General features: G+C 31.0%; 1 pseudogene. It reads right to left on the reverse strand.

Going from position 1 to position 442, the window contains the following annotated elements:
* Positions 1-442 (reverse strand): annotated as a pseudogene (locus KA856_RS13965) (MobV family relaxase); the annotation flags it as partial.

Genomic DNA, 442 nt, shown 5'->3' on the forward strand with positions numbered 1-442 from the left:
CTAACTTCTCAAAAATCTCTCTAATAACTTTAATAACATTAAGCGCATTATCAAGGTGTTTTTTGAGGTCTTTTATAAACTCATTTGCTCTTGCTAAAGTTTCAGACATATCCTTGTTTTCTTCTCTAAGCTTACTATTTTCGTTTTTTAGGTCATTCAGAGCTTTATCTGACTTAATATACTCATAATCTTCTGTAATCGTTTGTGCTGCTTGTATTTGTTTCTGAAAGTTATTAAATTCTTCTTGGCTTATTACAACATTCCCTGTTTCTTGTATTTCTTTGTTGAACAATCCACCTACTTTTTCAGTTTCATGTTCATATTGGACGTTTAAAGGCTTTTTAAGCGTTTCTAATGATTTTTGGTATTGTTCTATCAACTCACTGCTTTTTTGTTGTATATGGCTTAATTTTTGGCTCTCACGCTCATATTCTTGCTTATG

The sequence above is a fragment of the Staphylococcus sp. GDB9P120P genome (genome assembly GCF_017893435.1).
Lineage (GTDB): Bacteria > Bacillota > Bacilli > Staphylococcales > Staphylococcaceae > Staphylococcus > Staphylococcus cohnii.